Genomic DNA, 16,940 nt, shown 5'->3' on the forward strand with positions numbered 1-16,940 from the left:
CATAGGTGATGCTAATGTTTTTAAAAAGAATCAAGCTGTTGCGTGATGATATTAAATCGTTTAAAGATTATCCGTTCTCCATTCCTGCAATCAACGGACTTGAGGAAATATACTTGGGCAAGAACGTGACCTTTTTTGTGGGAGAGAATGGAACAGGGAAATCTACACTGTTAGAAGCGATTGCGGATAAATGTGACTTTAATACAGCTGGCGGTGGTCGCAACAATATGTACGAAGTGTATGCTTCAGAATCTGTGCTCGGAAATTATATTCGGCTTTCGTGGCTGCCAAAAGTATCGAACGGGTTCTTTTTACGTGCAGAATCGTTCTACAGCTTTGCCACTCATCTTGAAGAAGTAGACGATACAGGATTTAGAGATTATGGAGGCCGGTCCCTTCACAAACAATCTCATGGTGAATCCTTTCTGTCTTTGTTTTTGCATCGCTTTAAAGGCAAAGCGATCTATCTGCTAGATGAACCTGAGGCGGCTCTTTCACCTTCAAGACAGCTCACTTTCTTGAAGATTATTCATGATCTAACAGCTCAAGGCGATACGCAGTTTATTATCACTACTCATTCTCCCATCTTATTGGGCTATCCGAATGCCGACATCATAAGCTTTGATGATGGAAAGATATCCAAAGTAGATTATGAATCCACAGATCATTTTCAAGTAACCAAGTACTTTTTAAATAATAGAGAGAAGTTTATGGAAGAGCTTCTTAAAGATGACGATTAATGATTAATTAAGCTTTAAAAAAGATAGCAATGAAGCAAGGAGAACTAGCATTATGTATCTAGTTCTCTATTAGTCGTTAAGCCAAAAGGATCATAAATCATTACAAAAGTTGAGAAGGGAATCTGATCACTTGTAATCTCCTCAACGAGTGAAAAGCCTAAGTGCGTATAGATCTTCACATTTTGCAGGGTTTCTGTTTGAAGCAAACAAAAGGTTCTTTTCTTTTTTGTTTCTGCGATTGCGGCACTCATCATGGTGGTCATATGTCCTTGATGTCGGTATTGGGGGTCTACGCATACTGAATCGACCAACAGAAAGTTTTCATAGTATGCCTTATAATGGTTAAGTTTGCTATTAGTGGTTTGTAATTGACTAGCTTTTCTCAAAAAATCGATTAAAGATAATTGAATGAAAACAAAGGGCAGGCGAAAAGTACATGATAGAGCAGCGAGCATTAACTTTCCTATCTTGGTTTTTTCGCCGTGCTGAGATACACAAAAAAGCCCCTCCACTTTATCAGACGTTACATATAATGAGCCGTTGGTTTGTAGGATTCGAAGGACCATAGGAAAGACGGAACGTAAAATCTTTCTTCTTTTATTCAGGATAGGAAAGAAATACACAAACATTGGATTATCAATAAATGAATTCGTTAACACTTCACTTGCTTTTTTGAGGTGTTTTTTTTGTAGTTTTTTCAAGTGATCATACATGAAGAAAACTCCCTCCGATGATGTAACCCACCATTGTCAGTACGCTAAGTACCATTGAAATGAATCACTTGTTACTGGGAAAAATTAAACTTATATGTTAAGTTATGTGAATATTCTAAAAAGGTGGTTGAAAGATGCTTAATTATGATGGAAAAGTATTCGTGTCTGTTCAAAATTCTTCAAACGGTGAGGTATCCTCACAAACAACGTTTCACTACAAACAAGACGGTAATATTGTCACTGCCTCATATGCAGGTGGAGAAATCTTAAAAGGCACGTTAATCGGAATTGCAAACGAAGACGGCAGCTTGAACTTCAGGTACAATCATGTGAATACGTCTGATGAAATAAGAGGTGGAGCCTGTATATCTCAACCTGAGGTATTAAGTGACGGAAGGATAAGATTGTATGAAAAATGGAGATGGGCGGAAGGGAGTTCTGGAGAGTCCGTAATTGAGGAAGTAAAATAAAGTAAAAATAATATCCACTTTCATTCAATTTATTAAAAGGAAAACATTCAGTATATCTGTAAGCACTGCAAAATATGCAGTGTTTTTTTTATCGTACTTGGCTTGAACAGTAATTAAATATAACAAATTCATAGCAATTATCATTGACTCGTTTTATAAAGTGATGATAGTATATAAAAATCAAATCGTAATAATTACGATTTACAAAATATTGTATGGAGGTACGAGTGAAAGAGAGATTTCAATTATTACTATCTTTGAAAGTCACCGAGTATGAAATCAATGAACTTTCAAAGTTTGCCAAAGAATGTGATGAGTGTTACGAGTTATTAAAAGTAAAGCTGGATAGTCTTCACCATTTTATGACAGATCCTATAAACCTGCACCGATGGCAGGAATGGGGGAAGGACAAGGATATTCTGTCACTGTCTGAAAAGCTCCGGGAAGCTTCCGTACAAGCTCTTTGTGAGATGGAAAAATACCAAAGTGTGCGTACATGTAACCATCAATTGAATGCAAGTGAATACATAACTACACTCTCTCAAACTGTGAAACATGAATTGGATGAATTACATATCAATGAGAACTCTAAGGTATTATTTATAGGTTCTGGAGCGTTTCCCATTTCTGCCCTCACTATCGCCAGTGAGAAGAATGCTGAAGTTCATTGTATAGACATTGATGAAGAAGCGGTCGAGATGGGAAGAAAAGTCTCTCTGATTACAGGCCTACAAGACAACGTTAGATTTTCTAATTCTGTTCGAAACGACTTACACTTTGCCCATAATACTACTCATGTCTTAATCGCTTCTCTAGTCAGAAATAAACGGGAAGTACTGAATGAACTAAAGGATATATTACAGCCTCATACAAAAGTGATTCTCAGATACGGAAACGGATTAAAATCAATCTTTAACTATCCGTTAGAAATGAACCTAACGAAAGACTGGGAACTGCAGAGCGTTAAACGAACAGACGGTATCTATGACACGATGGTCTTAGAGAAGGTAAATGCATGAATGTAAATAAAGGAAGTGAGGGAATCGTGGGTACGAAACGTTCAAAAGATCTTGGGAATATCCTAATAGCAGGCGTTGGACCAGCTGCCATTCAAACAGCTGTCCAGCTTTGCGCTGCTGGTTTTAGTGAAAGAATAGGATTGTATAATCGGCCAGGTGCTCGTGCAGAACGGATTAAAAGAGAACTGAATCAAAATCATTTTGAAGTCAATCTTACTATTCAGGATAAAGAGGAAGAATTGACAACAAAGGTGGATTGTTTTTTTGATGACGTATCTCAACTATCTGATGAATGGGATACGGTTATTCTTGCAACTCCCTGTACGAGCTATGCAAACGTAATAGAGTCACTTCAGACTATAGAGTTAAAGCGCGTAAGAACCATAGTTCTACTAGCTCCAAACATCGGTTCAAACGATCTCGTAAAAAATTTGCTGTTACAAGAAACAGTTGAAGTAATCAGCATGTCAACATATTTTGCTGCTACTAAATCTCTTAATTCTGCTATAAAGGCTCATACGAAAGCATATAAAAAACGTATTTACTTAGGTTCATCAATCAGTAAAAGCCGTACGCTAAATACACTGCAAGAATTTTTAAAATCAATGAATATCGATGGGGAGATCGTCGATCACCCTCTCGATGCGGAATGCAGAAATATAACAACATATGTGCATCCTGCCTTCTTCTTAAATAGATTTACTTTAAATGAAATATTTGGCCTTCATACTAATGGTACGAAGTATATGTATAAGTTGTTTCCTGAAGGTCCCATCACACCACAAAGAATAAAAACAATGGTGCGGCTCTGGAAAGAAATTTCTACATTAATGAATGAACTAGGCGCAAAATCGATCAATTTATTGCAGTTTTTAAATGACGATAATTATCCCGTTCCAACAGAATGCATCCAAAGAGAGGACATTGATAATTTTTCAGAATATGAGGAAGTCAAACAGGAGTATCTGCTCTATATACGCTATGCTTCTATTCTAATCGACCCATTTTCAAAGCCTGATCATGAAGGAAGATATTTTGAATTCTCAGCAGTTCCCTTTAAAAAAGCAGAAGAAGAAAATAAGGGAGTGTGGTCTATCCCTAGGATACCGTTCGAAGATTATCAAAAATTGATCGTGATCTATGGACTTGCAGAGAATTCAGGAATTCCAATGCCTGAGATGAAAAGACTCATCAAAAATTTCGAATCAGAGTGTCAGCAGATTGAATCCCTGTTAGGAATAAAAGAGTCATTAATCGAAGCAAGAAGAGAATCTTCCTTGCAAGAAGTAACAAACATCATGAAGGAAAGAAAGAGGCGATTACAATGAAAAACGGTGTTTGGCTCGCCATTTTGTCTTCCTTTATTTTCAGTATTATGAACGCTCTCGTTAAGGCAGTAAGTTTAAACATCCCTTATTCAGAAAGTGTATTCTTTAGAAGTTTGATAGGCACAATCATCATCTTTATTATTATGAAAAAGAAAAAGGTAGCCTTTTCAAAAACGGGTGTACCAATGCTTATGGTTCGAGGAGTCTTTGGAGCGTTGTATCTATTAGCCTATTTTTATACAATCGCTAAAATTCCGTTAGCAGATGCGAGTATTCTGGCTCATCTGTCTCCCATTTTTGCCGTAGTATTAGCAGGTTTGTTTTTAAAAGAAAAGCTAACGAAAACGCTTCTCTATATTCTTCCTGTCGTGTTAGCAGGGGCGTTCTTACTGATTAAACCACAGGAGTTCTCGTCCTATTCCATGTATGCGCTAATTGGTGTAGGAAGTGCTTTTTTCGCAGCTTGTGCAGCCACTTCTATTCGGTATTTAAGCAGCAGACATCATGCTTATGAGATCGTATTTTATTTTCTCGCTACAGCAACGTTAGTTAGTATACCTTTAATGTGGAACCAATTTGTAATACCTTCACCATTAGAACTGTTCTATTTAATCTGCATCGGAGTTGTATCTTTAGTAGGACAGTTATTCTTAACAAGTGCATTCACGCATGAAAATGTCATTGTTGTAGAGGTTACCCGTTACATTGGAATCGTCTTTAACGCCTTTTGGGGCTTTTTATTCTGGTCAGAGATTCCAGATGCTCAAACGATTCTAGGAGGTATGTTAATTATTGCTTCATGCATCTTCCTATCACGTAGGCGAGCACTAGAAGCAAAGGGAAATAATTTAAGATTGAATAAAGTAGCGATGAATACACATGCAAAAAGGTAAGGAGAAAACGCTCGGTTAAGAGCGTTTTCTTTTGTTAACTTGCAACCTTTTTTTGATTTGTATTGAGTGATTTTCTTCTAAACATATAAGTTGCACTTATCAGCAAATAAATTCCTAATGTTATGCCAGTGATAATACCAGAAGTTGTGAGCACGATTCCGATTAGTATTGCAAATAAAGATAGAATCGCAACCCAAGTGGTATAAGGAAACCACCTTACATAATAACCGGAAAGCTCTTTATTCTGTTTTCTTGATTTTAAATGAGCAAAGGCAATAATCAACCATATGAACAATACAGTGTAGCCGAGTGATCCCATAAGATAGTTAAAGGTTTTGTCGCCAGCAAAAATAGAAATTAGTACACCTGCATACAAAGATGCTGTACACAGCAGAATTGCGACAAAAGGAACTTTTTTAGATGAAAGTCGGGCGAAAATCTGAGGAACACGACCGTCAACGGCTTGTGTATACAACACTCTGGATGAACCATATAACCCTGAGTTCATGGATGAGATGATCGCAAGAAGAATCACGCCATTCATCACATGATCTGCACCAGGAATTCCAATCATCTGAAACACCATCACAAAAGGTGATTCGTTTACTCCATTTACTTGATCCCAAGGAATTAAGCCAACGATGATAAAGAACGGAAATAAGTAAAAGGCTATAATACGAGTTAATGTACTGCGAACAGCTTTTGGTACTACTTTTTCTGGATTCTTCGTTTCAGCTAAGGTTACACCGATAATCTCTGTTCCACCATACGAATAGATCACGACTAACATAGCTGTCATAAGACCGGCTGAACCGTTTGGGAAGAAACCTCCTTGATCCGTTAAGTTCGTGAAGTTCGGTGCAATATGGTCACCAAACGATACGAATAAAAGCAAAAGTCCTGAAAGAATAAAGATGACAATCACACTGATTTTAATAAGGGCTAACCAATACTCCGTTTCAGCAAATATTTTAACGGATAACAGATTTACGATCGTAACGGCGATTGAGACTAAAAAAGCTAGCATCCAAATTGGGGTATCAGGAAACCAATATTGAAGAAAAATCGCTGCTACTACAGCTTCGGCCGCAATGTTTAACACCCACATCTTCCAATAGATCCAATCAAGAAAATAAGCGGGGAACATGCCTAATACAGATTGAACAAGGTCACGAAACGTTCGGGCACCACTGTTTTGAACAGCCATCTCTGCTAAACCTTGCATCACAAATAATAAGATGATTCCACCGATTAAATATGCTAGAACAACGGAAGGACCTGCTGTATCAATAGCGGCACTGCTTCCTTTAAAAAGTCCTGCTCCGATACTGCCACCAAGAGCCATCATCATAATATGACGAGAAGTCATCGTTCGTTGTAAGTTCTCTGTGGTTTTTTTCATCTTCATAACCTCTCCTAAAGTGATATTAGAATCTATAAAACAAATAACAAAAAAAGGCTCACCATCTCTGATCTCAGTTGTGAGAAAAGAGACGATAAGCCTTTGGCTGACCGCGGTACCACTCTTGTTGATTAGTCATAGAATCCTGCTTGTAGAACCTGTTAACGAAGGTTAGTCGTCAAAACATAGAGAACGCGTTCTTTTTGTCTTGCTGCTCCAGGGCGAGTTCAAAGTTTTCGTAGACTGCGTTCCACCAACCCGCAGCTCTCTAGACGACAAAAAGACTTTTACTACTCCCGTTCGTTGCTTTTATCAAAATGATTATTCAGAATAATATGGATTACTATAAAGGCTGTATCTTAGGCTTGTCAACACAAAAATTTTAAATGAAACAGCACAAGGCAGTATGGAAACGGTATCATCTATTCATTTTCTTAAGTTATTTCTAGCTGTTCTTAACATGTCATGAGGTGAAGAATCATAGATAAAAAAAGGGTGCAGGAGGTTTTGTAATCCCCCAGCACCATAACTTATTTCTTTATAGCTAGCTTTTGAAAATAATATTTTCCTACATGGTTCACTTGCGCATTAAAATCATTTCTTCCGTTTTCTTTAAACGAAGGACCACAGCTAGAAGAAGTTACTTGAATAACAGAATACTTAATATCTTCACCGTTTTTGCCGGAAAAACCACCATTCGATCCAAGACTGATACACTGGTCGTTGATCTCTTTTCGTTTTCCGTTTTTATCAACATAATAATATTTATCATTCACAACTCCATAGATCATGTCCTTCGTTGAAGTGAATGAAACACCATACTGACTGATCTCCGTATCTTTTAAGACATCCAATGTTTTCTCTTTAACAGGAATAACCGTATAATCATCTTCTTTTTTTAAGGCGGGTTCGTCTGGCATGTTATAGAACGTAAAGATAGAGCCCTCAAAGCCTTCTGGAATCAAAAAGATGTTGTTCGTAGTCTCTTGTTTATTAAAACTACAGCCTGCTAAAAACAATATAGATATCGCAACAAACATATATTTTTTCAATTGCATTCACTCTTTCAATTCATTTTCTTTATTGTATCATTGTATCCAAAATTCCAATAACAACTAAACAGCTTTCCACAGAATTGTAACGGGTTAAACAAATTTTTCCAAAATATAACCTTAATTATTCCTTCTTTTTGTATAATGAAAAAGATAGATTAGAAAATGGGGGATAAAGATAATGACTACATTGTTCCAAAGCAACACAATCGTAGAAGGAACCGAATTGTTAGCACTCTTAACTTCTATAAATAACAAAGAAAAGACATGGGAAGATGTGGATCAGGAAGTTGTTTTGGATGCGATGATCCTTCATATTGGCTCACCGAATAGTGATCTGAGAGAGATGGTTTACCGATCGTTTTATATGTCAATTATCCACGATCAGCTCGACTACGAGACAGTAAAGAAACTTCTAGATTATAGTTTAAAACACCTTTTATTTAAAGGAATAGGCGAAAGTGGGACAGATTCTGTTTTCACACGAGCTTTCACGACGATATTAATCGCTGTAATTATCCATAAAGATATCGAAGTGGACTTTCTTCCAAAAGAAACACTTATTGAAGTGAAAAATGAAATCAAAAAGTACATAGAATTGGAACGAGATGTTAGGGGTTATGTACCCGTAAAAGGTTGGGCACACAGCATTGCTCATGTGGCGGATACGTGCGATGAACTGATCAAAAGTGAAAAAATTGCTGAAGTTGAATACTTTTCTATCGTTGAAGTGCTTTTGAAAAAATATTGTAGGACCCCGACTGGTTTTTTGCATGGAGAAGATGAGCGCGTTGTTACAGCTGTTCTTGCCATGCTGAAAAAAGAGGTAGGATTAGAAGAATTAAAACAATTTGTAGAAGGTATTCCCAGTCTTTTGAAATCTCAAAAAGAAGAATTGTCATCTGAAAAGTACTGGTTTGTGATGGCTAACTGTAAATCATTATTAAAAAGCCTCTTCGTAGAGGTTAGTGATGATCTGCTATGTGTTTCACTACAACAAACTATTCGAAAAAGCTTATCACAAATTTAAACAATCTAAAGGAGGCAGCTTTTGGTCAAGTTCGCTGAGCCTCCTTTTGTTATTCCAAATCTCCATGCTCTGTTCCCCAATCATGCATCTGTTTTAAGATGGGCAGTAAGGTTGAGCCAAATGAAGTCAATGAATATTCAACTCTTGGTGGAACCGTATTGTATGATTTACGATCAACAAATCCTTCTTCTTCTAATTCCTTTAATTGCTGCGATAACACTTTATGTGTCACACCTGGCAGCATACTTCTTAATTCGTTGTACCGCAATGTACCATCCACAGCTAAGTGCCATAGAATAACTGTTTTCCATTTACCACCGATTTTTTGCAATGTATATTCGATCGAACATTTTAATTTACCATCGTCATGTGTTGATATCTTCATGAGCATAACCGTCCTTTCTTACCTTAAGGATAGTATGTCACTTTAAAGTGCGTTCTTACATACGCGAAGTATGTCTGGGTATAATGATTCCTGTAATCAAAAATAAAAGGAGGAATACGATTATGCCAATCTATCCAAGGTCATTCTCTCATATTGGTTTATCCGTGCCAAATTTAGAAGAAGCCATAAAATTTTATACAGAGGTATTCGGGTGGTACGTTATCATGGAGCCATCAAATGTAGAGAATGATGATACACCGATCGGACAAATGTGCCGAGATGTATTCGGTGATGAGTGGGAAACTTTCCGAATTGCTCATCTAGCTACAGGTGACAAGATCGGAGTTGAACTGTTCGAGTTTCCTCATAATGAAAAGCCGGAAAACAATTTCGAGTACTGGAAGACAGGTTTGTTCCACTTTTGTATCCAAGACCCAGACATCGAAGGGATCGTTGAGAAAATTAAAGAATATGGTGGCAAACAGCGTATGCCGATTCGTGAGTATTATCCGAACGAAAAACCTTATAAAATGGTATATGTAGAAGATCCGTTCGGCAATATCTTTGAAATTTATACACATAGTTATGAGCTCACATATTCTCAGGGAGCTTACTAATAAACTTTTGAACCGCTGACGATTTTGTTCAGCGGTTTTTTTCTTTGCACAGATTTCTGAAGAAAAGAAAAGACTACTATTTGTATTTTTACTTCTGTAAGCTTGATTTAACATAATCAAGGAAATGGAGTGAAGAAAATGACAAAGAAATTTAAAATAGATCTGCCTAAGATTCAAGGGCATTTAGAAGAGGCTCGGTTTCGAGATCTGTATTTAGAGGAAGATCCTTATCTTCACGATTGCTCGATCACGGGAGCATTTTTAGAGAATGAAGAAATCGATAAGCTGATTCTTTCTAAAGTAAAATTCAATAATGTAACGCTCATTCATTCAAGTTTTTATAAAATTGACATGACAGATGTGGTATTTGAAAACTGTGATCTTTCTAACACGAATTTTAAAGAGGGTATTCTGTATCGCGTCCATTTTAAAGACTGCAAATTGATGGGTGTTGATCTAGAAAAAGCGAATCTTAGAAATGTGACGTTTGAAAACTGCAAGTTAGACATGAGTGAATTTGTAGAAACAGACCTAAAGCCCGTTTTGTTCGACCAATCCTCACTTAAACAGGCAAACTTTTATGAAACAAAGCTTAATACAGTAAAATTCGAATCGTGTAATATCGAGGAAATAGATTTTTCAGAAACATCTTTGAACGGAATTGACATTAGTACGTGTAAATTCAATACCATTCATGTAAACCTCACAAGTTTAAAGGGATGTACTGTATCACGAGAGCAGGCCATCGTGTTTTCCACATTGTTGGGCTTACATGTAAAAGATGAGTGAGTTTTACAAACCCACTTAAAGAAAGCTCATTACCCATCTAGAGGGGAGTGAGCTTTTTGGGTTTGTTTTCTTTAACAAATGAAAAAGAGGGGCCGGATGGTATTACTTCTATAGGCTTTAATTGATCTCTAAAGCTGTTGTGTTTAGATAAGAGGTAAGCCTTCTCCAATCCTGAAAGTATAAATGTACTTGCGATTATGGTTAACGTGAAAAAAAGAATTGGAACAAGTGGAATTCAAGGATGTGACATAAACGAAGGATAATACATCCCTAGTAAACCCGTCCATTCATGAGTAACAGAATCAATATCTCCCCCATGAAAGACAATGGTTCCTCCAAAAAATACTTGTAGTACTCCTAAGTGTATTAAGATGACAAGAACTTGAATGAATTGCTGCAGAAACAAGATGATAAGTATTGGATTCAGGTGGGGGGCAATATGTTTTCTTAGAAGATGAGGATAACGGCCACCTAATATTTTTGCAGAACGAACAAATTCTTCATTGAGTAATAATTTTATTTCATTTCCTAAATAAAAAGTAATTGTCGGAACGGCGAATATGATTAAGATCATCATCTGAAAGCCAACCCTTAGATAAAAGGGTTCTGGTGTAGTACCGTTACTAAAAGTTAGGACGTGTTGCAAGAGGAAATAGGAAATCATAGTCATTGGAATAACTGAAAAACTATCAAAAAAAGACTCAAAGCTTCGGAAAAGTGGTTTGTTAAATTTAGCAAGGGTTATCGCTAGTAATAAGCCGATAAAAATACGCATAAAAGTGATAAGTAGTCCAGCACCTATTGTCCACTTTGCGCCCTCAATAATGAGATGAAGCAAATCATACCCTTTACGGTCCGTTCCTAATAAGAATTCGGCTGACGGTGCAAACGGTGCAGCACTCACTGTGCCATCTTCATCAAAAAGTAAGGATACACGTCTGATCTCACCATCATGGATAACTGAATTTCCAATACTTAATACTACAAGAGTTACTAAAAACAGAAGAGCAGTTACAGCTCTTTTTTGACGTATGAAATAATACCACATATTAGACGACCTCTTTTAAAAGATGTGAAGTGAATAAACTAAACACCTTGAAATAAATAAAAATAGGTACATAGATGAGTAATAATGCTACTGTAAAAGTTTCGATACTGTTATAGTCTTTTACAAAAATAAATAGCCCAATAGAGTTGAAAAAATATTCAATAATATAAAGGTTGGATAACATAAGCCAAATGTTTGTTTTTGTAAAAAAGAAGAAACGAAGTAGGACGTTTCTTAACACATGTTTAAAAAATACAGTGAAATGACTTAATCCTTTACTGTTTGCAAGTGATACGTAAGGCTTTTCATATTCTTCTTCAATACGCAAAAGTAAAATCTTCGTAAACATAATGGTTGTAGGAATACTTAAACAAATGATTGGAAGTGCCCTTATCTTTTGATCGCCAGCCGCCGCAACTTCCACAATGAGTATCCCTGTTTTTTTAAACAACCATACTACAGACAACTGCAAAGTCATAATGATTAGAATATCTGGCAAAGCTTCAAGATAAACGATACACTGTTTGATTCTATTAACAACTCTAGGATTAATTCTTGTAAGACTATAAACGATAACGATAGCTAGTAATAATGAAACGATAAAAGAGCTAGAAAATATAAATAAGGATTCTTTGTACCTGATTAGAATTTCAGGAAACAAAGGGCGTACAACTTTATAATAGGAGTACGTTAAGGAAGAAGGTTCTAGTAATTTTTGAACTAGGTTTCCAAATGTTAGATAATAGTGTGTAATATTTAACGAAAGTCCGTTAAAAAGTGCTGGCGCAGCACCTAAAGCTATGATCCCTACTACTGACAGAAAAAAATGAATACAGGTAAATAATAAATGTTTGCCCCCGCTAATTACCTTATCCATCTTCCGGCATGCTCCATTCAATACCGATTGATCCTGCAGGTTTGTGTGCGATAAGTATGTAGTTGTTTACATTACCATTATCATAAGCATCTGGATGCTCTTTATAGTTCGAAAGATATACAGTTACATCTTTCATTTCCCACACGCTTTTTCGATGTGGGTAAAGCATTTGATATAGTCTTGAGTATGTTGTTAACACTTCTTCTACATCCTTCTTATAATCACTTATTTTACCCCTATCTGAAATCATCACTTCCATGGAGAAGGAATTTTCACTTTGTTGTAGATTATAAATTTCATCGGTCAATCCTTTTTGTTTTGCCAAATTTTCCGCTTTTGTCAAAAACGGAATGGACATATAACTTGTTGATGAATTATTTCCTGTTTTTGTTACAAGAATTGGAATGCTAGTTGTCACGAAAAGTAAGATTAGCGCAGTGATCATAAGGTCTTTCGCAAAATAGAACGAAGGTTTAACGGTTTTCTTCTCTCTAATACTTTGTAAAATATCTCTTTCCATTTGTGAGGTGAGTTTGATCTGTCTATATAAGCGCTGATCCATATGTTTTTTTAGATGTTCGAGTTTATCTTCCAAATGTAGATCCCCCCGTTTTCTCTAATCTACTTTTAAGGAGTTGTCGCGCTTGATAAAGTCTAGATTTTACGGTTGAGGAATTAATGCCAAGAACTTGTTCGATTTCTTGCAGCGATAACTCCTCGTAATAAAATAAAAGAATAACCTCTCTATGTTTAGGCTTTAGCTTCATAATTTCCTGAATAAGCTGCTCTGTTTCATCTTGAATAATCAACTTCAGTTCTATTGATTTCTCGTTAGAAGAGGCTGTAAATGTTAGCATCTGAGAAAGCCTGATTTGTTTGTAATGCCAGCTCTTTAAATAATCTTTGCATTTGTTTATTGCAATTCGATAGATCCAGCTTTTAATCGCTTGTTTCTCACGTAGATTATCCATCTGTAAGTAAACCGTTAACATCGTATCTTGAAGAATGTCCTCAGACTTTGCTTGATCTTTAACATAGGAATAACAAAGTCGTAAGATGCTTTCTCCATACTGTTTTATAATGCGTTTTAATTGTTCTTCACGGTAATCATATGTTTGATTCTGTAATGGATTTGGTTTCATCTGCATCCCTCATAGAAAAAGTCATTTAACTATAGACGATTCATTTTAATAAAGGTTGGAATTTTTCCTAACCAATAACCTTTTCTAATATTTATTTAAAAAACCTTTTTTATCCAATTAGAAGGTACAATCCTCCTTTAAGAGGAATATGAAAAGAAGATGATAATAGGGAGCTGGTTTTCGATGAGTGGGATTTGAAACTTTAAGGAATTTCAATAAAAAGAGGGATGGAGAACTGCCGTTACTACGGAAAAATTTAATGAGTACTATAGAACAAGATCTAGTGGCAGATAAGAGTGTTTTGGCCATATTTTATGGAGGGTCGATCGGAAAAGGAAACCCAGATCTCTATTCAGATATTGATCTTCGTGTTGTCGTGCGAGACGCAGTTTTTGAGAAGTTTCGAGAGAATAAAAAGAAAAGAGCGGCCAATTGGGGGAAAGTTCTTTTCTATGAAGATTTTCCTTGGACAAACTATTCTATCGCTCATTATGACTCGTTTATCAAAGTAGATTCTTTCTATTACAAGAAAAATGATCTTCACCCTTCTATATGGATGCAGCATTTAAAAATAGTTTACGATCCTGAAGGTCATGTAAACTCCATAAGGCAACAATCACTTCAGCTATCCTACTCACCAACAATAAAAGAAGTAGAGATCTGGCGTACTAAATTCTTTGCATACGTTCATGAGTTCTATAGGCGAATCATGCGAAGTGAACTTTCATACGCAAAACAATGCTTAGAAAACATGATCTATTCTATGGTGTCTGGATGGTATATGAATGCAGGTCTGCAACCGAATACATTTGGTGATTGGTCGAAGGTTGAAGGAAAGAGCAGTCCGTTAGCTGACTGGCAGCACATGCTCCTATCTGAATGGCGTTACAATTCTAACGAAGAAGACATGTTAAGGATTTTAAGAAGAATCTTACCTCAATTTCAAAAGTTACATAAAGAGTTATGTAAAATCGTCGAAATTACGTATGAACAGAAATGGGAAGAAGAGATTTTAAAGAAAGTTCTCATTGATCATTAACGGGCATGAGGTGGTGAGTGTATGGAATATGGAGCGTCAGGGTTAGCATTAATGGGGTTATTTACATTTTTAGTACCAATAGGAGTAGGAATCTTTGTCTTGGTCATGCTCTATCAAATGAACCGATCTCTAAAAAGAATAGCGGATCGACTTGATGAGAAATAATAGTGAAACAAAAAATAGCTGTCCCTGTGTGGACAGCTATCTTTATTTATATCGCTTTTCTATGATTATACTCTAAAGAAGTATGTTTTTTGAATTTAGGTATCTTTAAGTAGACGACCAAGTGTACAAGGTATTCTATCGGACCGATGGGCAGGTATTTCAAATAAATGGAACTAAGGAGTGCTTGAGTTCCGAAGATTATAACACCTACTACAGTGGCCAGTATTACACCAAGATCACCAAACCAACCTAAACCATAGCCGTAAAAAAGAAATGTACAAATCATCGATTGCATTAAATAATTTGTTAATGATAGTTTTCCCATACTTTCAAAACCACTTAAAAAGCGTCTGAACTTCTGATGGTTGTACATGTAAACGAACAGACTGATATAACCGATAGCAAGCATACTTCCTCCGATCATACTCATATCTAAACGATAATCCCATTGCTTGCTGAGTAGAGGAGTAGCTTTTAGTAAGAGACCGATTGGTATAAATAAACCACTTAGGATTGTGAACTGTTTGATCTTAGAAGACGTGTTTTGCAGCCATTTTCGATGTGCTGCATACATACCAATCAGAAACATTGGACTAAGAACAAAAGGTGTTAAGAATAACATGAAGGCAGCTTCACCACCACTCATATCAAGCATTTCGTCATCAAGACTGTGTGCTCTTATTTCTGAGTACGTTCCTGATCCATAGATCTCTTGTGTTTGTTTCATGTATAAATCTATCTTATCAGCACGAATCATTTTGATTTCTTCTGCCTCAAACAGAGAGCCAATGAAGAGAAGAGAGAATAGTAGAACAGCCCAAATCAATAGTGTCTTTGGTTTGCGATTTACCATAACCAAAAGCAGAACACCCATAAGCCCATATACAAAAAGAATATCTCCTTCCCATAAATACGTACTATGCAAGATCCCAAGAGTCATCAGTAAAGCAAATCTTCTGAACAGATGCCACTTTACGCGTTTGTTATTTTCCTTTAACTTGTTACGCATAAGAATGAGAGAGTACCCAAAGATGAACATGAAGATGGGAAGGAATGCGCCTTCAATCACCACTTTTGTGAAGTAGTAAGCATATGTATCAACGGTTGATAATTGATAATAATGAATTTCGTCCTTTCCAAAGATTCCGAACTGGAAAATGAGTAGGTTTGCTAAAAGAATCCCTAATAAACTAAATCCCCTAATACCATCGATGATGTTAATTCTCTGTTTGACAAATGACATGTTAATACTCCCCTTTATCTACATAATTACCAATACCTAACAATGTGTCGACGACATAACTATAACAGCGTAATTTATATATTTCAACAAATATTTATTGTTTTACGATAAAAAAATAATGATTATTGAGATTTTATCCTTCTTTTGTGGTATGTTGAATTTATAAAATTTTAGAAGGGGAGCAGAAAGATGAAGTGGAAAATTTTTTATAAGTATGGAGCGAAATTATGCTCTGTTCTTTTTTATATGATTGGCCTTATTGGTATTTTTACATTGGTATATCATTTATCTTATTTGATGAGTCCAACAGGAGATTTGGCAAAGTCTTTCGGTGCATTTGATCCTGTCTACAGCAACTTAACGCTAGTATTTGATCAGCAACCTTTGCTTTACAGGGATGAAGAATTCATCGTCCTCTCGTTGGTGACCTCTATCATTATGTTTGTTTTTGCATTAATTTTCTTAAGACTCATGAGGAAATTGTTACAGAATTTACATCAAGAGAGTTTATTTATGATGGAGAACGTTAAGGTTCTATTCAGGATGGGGATCAGCATTCTTGTACTCGGATCAGCTTTTACCTTTATGGACGAGCTTTTAATGACAAAAGCACTTAAGGAAATTGATGTAACGAACGCTTCTGTAACATATACAGGCCTAGCTTATGTGGATACATTTTTCACAGGGGTCTTCTTAATGATCTTAGCTTCTGCGTTAAAAGTGGCCGTAGAGGCAGTAGAAGAAAATAAACACACAATCTAAAGGTGGAGTAGGGATTGCGATGATTAGAATAAAATTAGATGTTATGATGGCACAGCGAAAAATGTCATTGAATCGATTGTCTGAACTAGTTGATATCACCCCTGCTAATCTTTCTGTACTAAAAAATGAAAAAGGTAAAGCGATTCGTTTTTCAACACTCGATGCCTTGTGTAAAGTACTAGAATGTCAGCCAGGGGATCTCATCGAATATATCGAAGACTAGTAG

The 16,940-nt window shown here is 36.2% G+C and carries 21 protein-coding genes and 1 other annotated feature; of the genes, 12 read left to right on the forward strand and 9 right to left on the reverse strand.

Annotated features, from left to right (window positions below; genetic code table 11):
* Nucleotides 1-14: 14 nt before the first annotated feature.
* Nucleotides 15-740, forward strand: coding sequence for an AAA family ATPase (locus tag I5J82_RS02815; RefSeq protein ID WP_198766566.1), 726 nt, complete (start codon nt 15-17; stop codon nt 738-740).
* Nucleotides 741-790: 50 nt separating this feature from the next.
* On the opposite strand, the gene I5J82_RS02820 is transcribed toward I5J82_RS02815, so the two are convergent.
* Nucleotides 791-1,441, reverse strand: coding sequence for a GNAT family N-acetyltransferase (locus I5J82_RS02820; RefSeq protein ID WP_233096390.1), 651 nt, complete (start codon nt 1,439-1,441; stop codon nt 791-793).
* A gap of 146 nt (nt 1,442-1,587) precedes the next feature.
* Here I5J82_RS02820 and I5J82_RS02825 point away from each other — a divergent pair, with 146 nt between their 5' ends.
* From I5J82_RS02825 to I5J82_RS02840, 4 genes are all read left to right on the forward strand, one after another.
* Nucleotides 1,588-1,923, forward strand: a complete 336-nt coding sequence (locus I5J82_RS02825; RefSeq protein WP_144701786.1) for an avidin-fold protein — start codon at nt 1,588-1,590, stop codon at nt 1,921-1,923.
* 227 nt (nt 1,924-2,150) lie between these two features.
* On the forward strand, nt 2,151-2,942 hold the full coding sequence (locus I5J82_RS02830; protein WP_198766568.1) for a nicotianamine synthase family protein: 792 nt from the start codon (nt 2,151-2,153) through the stop codon (nt 2,940-2,942).
* Nucleotides 2,939-4,270, forward strand: a complete 1,332-nt coding sequence (locus I5J82_RS02835) for an opine metallophore biosynthesis dehydrogenase (RefSeq protein WP_198766569.1) — start codon at nt 2,939-2,941, stop codon at nt 4,268-4,270. The genes I5J82_RS02830 and I5J82_RS02835 overlap by 4 nt, the downstream gene beginning before the upstream one ends.
* Nucleotides 4,267-5,163, forward strand: a complete 897-nt coding sequence (locus I5J82_RS02840) for a DMT family transporter (protein WP_233096391.1) — start codon at nt 4,267-4,269, stop codon at nt 5,161-5,163. Before I5J82_RS02835 ends, I5J82_RS02840 begins: the two co-directional genes overlap by 4 nt.
* Nucleotides 5,164-5,197: 34 nt before the next feature.
* Here the strand turns inward: I5J82_RS02840 and I5J82_RS02845 are convergent, their stop codons facing one another.
* Both I5J82_RS02845 and I5J82_RS02850 read right to left on the reverse strand, forming a co-directional pair.
* A complete protein-coding gene (locus tag I5J82_RS02845) occupies nt 5,198-6,565 on the reverse strand; it encodes an amino acid permease (RefSeq protein WP_198766570.1) in 1,368 nt (455 codons plus the stop codon).
* A gap of 84 nt (nt 6,566-6,649) precedes the next feature.
* Nucleotides 6,650-6,878, reverse strand: a binding site (T-box leader).
* A gap of 217 nt (nt 6,879-7,095) precedes the next feature.
* On the reverse strand, nt 7,096-7,617 hold the full coding sequence (locus tag I5J82_RS02850) for a DUF6843 domain-containing protein (RefSeq protein ID WP_198766571.1): 522 nt from the start codon (nt 7,615-7,617) through the stop codon (nt 7,096-7,098).
* Between the two features lie 181 nt (nt 7,618-7,798).
* On the opposite strand from I5J82_RS02850, the gene I5J82_RS02855 reads away from it, so the two are divergent.
* Nucleotides 7,799-8,647, forward strand: coding sequence for a DUF2785 domain-containing protein (locus I5J82_RS02855; RefSeq protein ID WP_198766572.1), 849 nt, complete (start codon nt 7,799-7,801; stop codon nt 8,645-8,647).
* Nucleotides 8,648-8,696: 49 nt separating this feature from the next.
* Here the strand turns inward: I5J82_RS02855 and I5J82_RS02860 are convergent, their stop codons facing one another.
* The gene (locus I5J82_RS02860) at nt 8,697-9,032 is read right to left on the reverse strand and encodes a winged helix-turn-helix transcriptional regulator (protein ID WP_153238926.1); all 336 of its coding nucleotides are present in this window, start codon (nt 9,030-9,032) and stop codon (nt 8,697-8,699) included.
* A gap of 122 nt (nt 9,033-9,154) precedes the next feature.
* On the opposite strand from I5J82_RS02860, the gene I5J82_RS02865 reads away from it, so the two are divergent.
* Both I5J82_RS02865 and I5J82_RS02870 read left to right on the forward strand, forming a co-directional pair.
* On the forward strand, nt 9,155-9,649 hold the full coding sequence (locus I5J82_RS02865; protein ID WP_198766573.1) for a lactoylglutathione lyase family protein: 495 nt from the start codon (nt 9,155-9,157) through the stop codon (nt 9,647-9,649).
* Nucleotides 9,650-9,787: 138 nt separating this feature from the next.
* On the forward strand, nt 9,788-10,438 hold the full coding sequence (locus I5J82_RS02870) for a pentapeptide repeat-containing protein (RefSeq protein ID WP_198766574.1): 651 nt from the start codon (nt 9,788-9,790) through the stop codon (nt 10,436-10,438).
* A 235-nt stretch (nt 10,439-10,673) separates the two neighbouring features.
* On the opposite strand, the gene I5J82_RS02875 is transcribed toward I5J82_RS02870, so the two are convergent.
* Genes I5J82_RS02875 through I5J82_RS02890 form a run of 4 tightly spaced genes read right to left on the reverse strand, consistent with a single transcriptional unit; the run spans nt 10,674 to nt 13,505 of the window.
* A complete protein-coding gene (locus I5J82_RS02875) occupies nt 10,674-11,486 on the reverse strand; it encodes an ABC transporter permease subunit (RefSeq protein ID WP_198766575.1) in 813 nt (270 codons plus the stop codon).
* 1 nt (nt 11,487) lies between these two features.
* On the reverse strand, nt 11,488-12,363 hold the full coding sequence (locus tag I5J82_RS02880) for an ABC transporter permease subunit (protein ID WP_198766576.1): 876 nt from the start codon (nt 12,361-12,363) through the stop codon (nt 11,488-11,490).
* Nucleotides 12,356-12,958, reverse strand: a complete 603-nt coding sequence (locus tag I5J82_RS02885) for a hypothetical protein (RefSeq protein ID WP_198766577.1) — start codon at nt 12,956-12,958, stop codon at nt 12,356-12,358. The genes I5J82_RS02880 and I5J82_RS02885 overlap by 8 nt, the downstream gene beginning before the upstream one ends.
* Nucleotides 12,948-13,505 carry a sigma-70 family RNA polymerase sigma factor gene (locus tag I5J82_RS02890; protein WP_198766578.1) on the reverse strand — a complete coding sequence of 186 codons (558 nt, stop codon included), beginning with the start codon at nt 13,503-13,505 and terminating at the stop codon, nt 12,948-12,950. Before I5J82_RS02890 ends, I5J82_RS02885 begins: the two co-directional genes overlap by 11 nt.
* A 259-nt stretch (nt 13,506-13,764) precedes the next feature.
* Here I5J82_RS02890 and I5J82_RS02895 point away from each other — a divergent pair, with 259 nt between their 5' ends.
* Both I5J82_RS02895 and I5J82_RS02900 read left to right on the forward strand, forming a co-directional pair.
* Nucleotides 13,765-14,544 carry a nucleotidyltransferase domain-containing protein gene (locus I5J82_RS02895; RefSeq protein WP_198766579.1) on the forward strand — a complete coding sequence of 260 codons (780 nt, stop codon included), beginning with the start codon at nt 13,765-13,767 and terminating at the stop codon, nt 14,542-14,544.
* A 21-nt stretch (nt 14,545-14,565) separates the two neighbouring features.
* On the forward strand, nt 14,566-14,709 hold the full coding sequence (locus tag I5J82_RS02900) for a hypothetical protein (RefSeq protein WP_153238922.1): 144 nt from the start codon (nt 14,566-14,568) through the stop codon (nt 14,707-14,709).
* A 46-nt stretch (nt 14,710-14,755) separates the two neighbouring features.
* Here the strand turns inward: I5J82_RS02900 and I5J82_RS02905 are convergent, their stop codons facing one another.
* On the reverse strand, nt 14,756-15,952 hold the full coding sequence (locus tag I5J82_RS02905) for a DUF418 domain-containing protein (RefSeq protein WP_198766580.1): 1,197 nt from the start codon (nt 15,950-15,952) through the stop codon (nt 14,756-14,758).
* Nucleotides 15,953-16,141: 189 nt separating this feature from the next.
* Here I5J82_RS02905 and I5J82_RS02910 point away from each other — a divergent pair, with 189 nt between their 5' ends.
* The gene (locus I5J82_RS02910; RefSeq protein ID WP_198766581.1) at nt 16,142-16,714 is read left to right on the forward strand and encodes a DUF2975 domain-containing protein; all 573 of its coding nucleotides are present in this window, start codon (nt 16,142-16,144) and stop codon (nt 16,712-16,714) included.
* 19 nt (nt 16,715-16,733) lie between these two features.
* Nucleotides 16,734-16,937: a helix-turn-helix domain-containing protein gene (locus I5J82_RS02915; RefSeq protein ID WP_066392329.1), complete on the forward strand. Its 204-nt coding sequence runs from the start codon at nt 16,734-16,736 to the stop codon at nt 16,935-16,937.
* The last annotated feature ends 3 nt before the right edge of the window (nt 16,938-16,940 follow it).

It is taken from the genome of Fictibacillus halophilus, from assembly GCF_016401385.1.
In the GTDB taxonomy this organism is placed as follows: domain Bacteria; phylum Bacillota; class Bacilli; order Bacillales; family Fictibacillaceae; genus Fictibacillus; species Fictibacillus halophilus.